Raw genomic sequence first — 4,024 nt, 5'->3', positions numbered from 1 at the left:
GTCGGGCCGGGACCTATGGCGTTAACGCGAATGCGCGGCCCGAGCGCCTGCGCCAGCATCTCAGTCTGCGTCCACAGCGCCGATTTCGACAGCGCATAGGAGAAATAGCGCGGTGTAGGCCGCCAGACGCGCTGGTCGATCATGTTGACGATCAGCCCCTCCTCGCCTTGCGGCAGCGCGCGGGCGAAATTCTGCGCCAAGAGCGCGGGCGCCTTCAGGTGGATGGCGAAATGGCGGTCCCAGGCCTGCCAGTCGAAATCATCGACGCTGTCGTCGACGAACAGGGACGCGTTGTTGACCAGCAGCGTCACAGGCCCGAGCGCGGCTTGCGCGCGACCGATGAGACCACCCACCGCATCCATGTCGGTGAGGTCGGCGGCGACGACGGCGGCGCGGCCGCCCTCGCCCGTGATCTTCCCCGCCAGCGCCTCGGCCTCGGCGCCTGAACGGTTGGCATGGATGGCGACGGCGAAGCCATTGGCGGCCAGATCCTCGACGATCGCCTTGCCGATCCGTCTTGCTCCACCCGTCACCAGCGCGACGGCCGTGGCTTGTTTCATGGTGTCAATCCTCAATCGGCTTCACGATTCCGGGAAGCCGGCACAATATGACGGGCCAAGCGTTAAATGCCATTTCCACCTTGGGCAGGAATGTGGCGAAGCGGCCCGGATGCGCTTCCCCCCGCCGGATTCGGGAAGCCATTGCCGGCAATATATGTCGCTGCACCCCTTGAACCAAGCGATGTGCAGCGCAACATGATTAGCCTGCTGACATTCGCTGTTGCGAAGATGCAACGTCACCTTTCGGCCTCATTCGCGCCCGGGAATGACCCAAGTTCAGGTTCGCTTCAGCCGCATTTCAGCACGACATTCGGAACCGTTAAACGCCAGGCTCGTTTATCCCCCCGGACGGGCCGGGGCGTTTCATGAACAAGCAAGCCTAAGTGTCTTGTGGCTTAAGGAGTATATAATGAAGACCAATCTCAAATTCGCGCCGCTTGCCGCCGCGCTCGGGCTGTTCGCCTTTGCTGGTACCGCCTTTGCGGCCGACGTCGTTTCCGAAGAGCCGCCGGCTCCCGCCCCGGTTGCCGAGCTTCCGGTTGCTTCATGGGCCGGCCCCTATGCCGGTATCAGCCTCGGCTACGGCTTCAGCGGCCATGCCGATGCTCGTGACGCCGGCGTCAACGTGAAGACCAAGGGCTTCATCGGCGGCGTCTTCGGCGGCTACCAGTGGCAGCAGGACAACTTCGTCTACGGCGCTGAAGCCGATCTCGGCTACAACGGCGTCAAGGGCGACAGCGCCGGCATCAACGCCAAGGGCGGCCTCGAAGGGTCGCTGCGCGCTCGCCTCGGCTACGCCGTGACCCCAGAAATCCTGCTCTATGGCACCGGCGGTCTTGCCGCCAAGAACCAGAAGATCACGGATAGCGTCACCTCCACCGACGAGAGCAAGGGAATGCTCGGCTGGACGGCTGGTGTCGGTTCCGACATCAAGATCACCGACAATGTGTTCGGCCGTGTCGAGTACCGCTACACCGACTACGGCGACAAGGACTTCGGTGCCCTCGGCAACGTCAAGTCGAAGGACAACCGCGTCACCTTCGGCGTCGGTATGAAGTTCTAAGTCGTAGAAGCCACGACACGGAAAAGACGGGCCTTGCGCCCGGCTTTTTTTGTTGGCCCGGCCGAAAGGCGTCAGGTGCCCGACCGACGCGCCGGCTGCCTCTGGAAACCATCATGGGTCGGGATCGACGGCAGCCGGTCCAGCCATTTCAAGCGCGATTGCATGAAGACCTGGGCGTCCGGCCGGTAGTCGCCCGGATCGGTCAAGGTGGCGGCGTGAACGTGGATCTCCGACGGCCATCTTGTCGAGCGGAAGTAAAGCCTGGTGCCACAGGACGGACAGAAGCCGCGAAACGTGTCCGTGCTGCTTTCATAGTGCCTGATGTCGCCGGCCCAGCTCAGCTCATCGGGCCTCAGCCCCAGGAAGGCGGTGAAGGGAGACGAGGTGGCACGCTGGCAGTCGGCGCAGTGACAGACCAGATTGCGGATGATGTCGCCGGAATATCTCCAGGTGACCGCTCCGCACATGCAGTGCCCGTTGAGTGCCATCGCTTCCCCTTGGCCATGCGTTCATCATTGCCGGCGCAGCCGATACTGACACATCGCCGCTTGGAAAATGGCGAGTCAGCGGCTTACGCGCGCTTCTTTGCGACCTTGGTGGATTTGTCCTTCGGCGGCAGTGTCTGGACAAAGGCCAGAGCAAGATCGAGCCAGAAGGCGAGCTCGGACTCGCTCGCCGTGCCTTCCGGCCCGACGTGGAGGTAGCCTTCCATCAAGCGCCCGCCCATTTCCATCGGACGCGCATGGGGACGAGCAGCCGCCGCCGCATGCGCGTCCTTGCCGACGCGGACCAACAGCCCACGCTTCGAGGTGCCGATCAGTAGGTTGCCGTCGATCATGAAGCAGGTGCCGCCGAACATCTTCTGCTCGGTGAAGATGCGCTTGCCGAGGGCGGCGCGCAAGCGCTCGACCATCGGGTCGGGCGCGACGCTGGTAGAGGGCCTTTCCATGCTCACCACTCCAACTTGGATGATGTCAGGCAAGCATGGAAGCGGGTGGCGTTTCAAGCTCGCTTCCCCTTCTCCCCTTGTGGGAGAAGGTGGCCTAGCGAAGCTCGGACGGATGAGGGGTGCTCCAGCTTGACGCACACCTTGGTCAGTCTCGGATGGCGCCAAGTTCACCAGCGCTCGCTCCGTCCAACACCCCTCATCCGTCTCGGCGCTATCGCGCCGATCCACCTTCTCCCACAAGGGGAGAAGGAAAAAGGCGCCTCACCCCGGCACGCTTGCTTTCAGTTCCGGAAACTTCTCATCAAACCTCGCGGCCCAGCGCACGAGCCGGCTTCGGCCCTTCTCCCATTGGCCGGAAAAGCGCAGCGCGAGATAGCCAAGGGTGGCGCGCAGCGCCATGTGGCCGGCGGTGATCTTCTTCGGCAACTTGGGCGGGTTGGCGTTGATGAGGTCGAGCGCGGTGGTGATCTTGCCCCACTGGCGGTCGAGCCAGGGCTGGTAGACCATCTCTTCCGGCCGCGTCCGCCGCTCATAGACCATCGACAGCGCGCAGTCGCAAATGCCGTCGGCCAGCGCCTCGAGAACTTCCGCCTCGAGCCGCTTGTCGGGGTTGCGCGGGAACAGCGCGTTCTTCGACAGCCGGTTGAGATGCTGGGTAATAGTGCGGCTGTCATAGATCGAGCGGCCATCCTCCAGCACCAGCACCGGGATCTTGCCGAGCGGATTGGCCGAGATCAGTTCGGCGGGCTTGTCCTCCGTCTTGACCGGCACGAGGTCGATGGCGATGCCGGCGTAGACGGCCGCCATACGGACCTTCGAGCTATAGGGGGACGTGGAAGCATAGAGCAGTTTCGGCATGATCGATTTCCCAGTTGTCTGCCGCACTGTTGACCGAATCGAACCTCCAGGGCAACGGCCCAGCAAAGCCGATCCGGATTAGCCACGTCTTGCCGACGCGGACGCGGCAACAAAAAAGCCCCCGGAAAGTTTTGCCTGACGGCAAATTTCCGGGAGCTTTAGGAGGAGCGTCCGCTCCGACTCCGCTCGCTCAGACACCGAATTGGCGAGAGGGGTGCCTGAATAGCACCCGCCCTCAGCCGTTGCGGTTCGCGCGCGAAGCTACGCGATTACTTCTTGGCGGCCGGCTTCTTCGCCGGAGCTGCCTTCTTGACGGCTGCCGGAGCCTTGGCCGCGGCGGCCTTCAGCGGAGCCTTGGCGGCGGGCTTGGCCGCGGCCTTCGCTGCCGGCTTCTTGGCGGCGGGCTTGGCTGCTGCCTTTGCGGCGGGCTTTGCCGCGGCCTTCGCGGCCGGCTTTGCTGCTGCCTTGGCGGCGGGCTTTGCTGCTGCCTTGGCGGCGGGCTTTGCCGCGGCCTTCGCGGCCGGCTTCGCTGCTGCCTTGGCCGGAGCCTTGGCGGCTGCCTTCGGTGCCGCTGCCTTCTTAACTGCTGCAGGT

6 protein-coding genes are annotated in these 4,024 nt (G+C 63.9%); 1 reads left to right on the top strand and 5 read right to left on the bottom strand.

Annotated features, from left to right (window positions below; all coding sequences use genetic code 11):
• Positions 1 to 560, bottom strand: a 560-nt coding sequence (locus EOA27_RS25685; RefSeq protein WP_127257572.1) for an SDR family oxidoreductase, incomplete at its 3' end; no start/stop codon positions are given.
• Between the two features lie 409 nt (positions 561 to 969).
• Here EOA27_RS25685 and EOA27_RS25680 point away from each other — a divergent pair.
• Positions 970 to 1,623, top strand: a complete 654-nt coding sequence (locus EOA27_RS25680) for an outer membrane protein (RefSeq protein ID WP_126078203.1) — start codon at positions 970 to 972, stop codon at positions 1,621 to 1,623.
• A 71-nt stretch (positions 1,624 to 1,694) separates the two neighbouring features.
• On the opposite strand, the gene EOA27_RS25675 is transcribed toward EOA27_RS25680, so the two are convergent.
• The 4 genes from EOA27_RS25675 to EOA27_RS25660 form a co-directional block, all read right to left on the bottom strand.
• Positions 1,695 to 2,111, bottom strand: coding sequence for a GFA family protein (locus EOA27_RS25675; RefSeq protein ID WP_126083453.1), 417 nt, complete (start codon positions 2,109 to 2,111; stop codon positions 1,695 to 1,697).
• 83 nt (positions 2,112 to 2,194) lie between these two features.
• Positions 2,195 to 2,572 (bottom strand): TfoX/Sxy family protein, encoded by a 378-nt coding sequence (locus EOA27_RS25670; RefSeq protein ID WP_126078204.1) that lies wholly within the window; start codon positions 2,570 to 2,572, stop codon positions 2,195 to 2,197.
• 261 nt (positions 2,573 to 2,833) lie between these two features.
• Positions 2,834 to 3,430 carry a glutathione S-transferase family protein gene (locus EOA27_RS25665; RefSeq protein ID WP_126078205.1) on the bottom strand — a complete coding sequence of 199 codons (597 nt, stop codon included), beginning with the start codon at positions 3,428 to 3,430 and terminating at the stop codon, positions 2,834 to 2,836.
• Between the two features lie 269 nt (positions 3,431 to 3,699).
• The coding region (locus tag EOA27_RS25660; RefSeq protein ID WP_189562109.1) for a hypothetical protein at positions 3,700 to 4,024 on the bottom strand (325 nt) is incomplete at its 5' end.

Source organism: Mesorhizobium sp. M2A.F.Ca.ET.037.01.1.1 (genome assembly GCF_003998075.1).
Lineage (GTDB): Bacteria > Pseudomonadota > Alphaproteobacteria > Rhizobiales > Rhizobiaceae > Mesorhizobium.
Note: the sequence above shows the minus strand (reverse complement) of the source record. Positions and strands in the feature narration are given on the sequence as shown.

Excerpts from the sequence above, each read along its gene's own strand:
- EOA27_RS25680 (WP_126078203.1), top strand. The coding sequence starts at position 970 with ATGAAGACCAATCTCAAATTCGCGCCGCTTGCCGCCGCGCTCGGGCTG.
- EOA27_RS25675 (WP_126083453.1), bottom strand. The coding sequence starts at position 2,111 with ATGGCACTCAACGGGCACTGCATGTGCGGAGCGGTCACCTGGAGATAT.
- EOA27_RS25670 (WP_126078204.1), bottom strand. The coding sequence starts at position 2,572 with ATGGAAAGGCCCTCTACCAGCGTCGCGCCCGACCCGATGGTCGAGCGC.
- EOA27_RS25665 (WP_126078205.1), bottom strand. The coding sequence starts at position 3,430 with ATGCCGAAACTGCTCTATGCTTCCACGTCCCCCTATAGCTCGAAGGTC.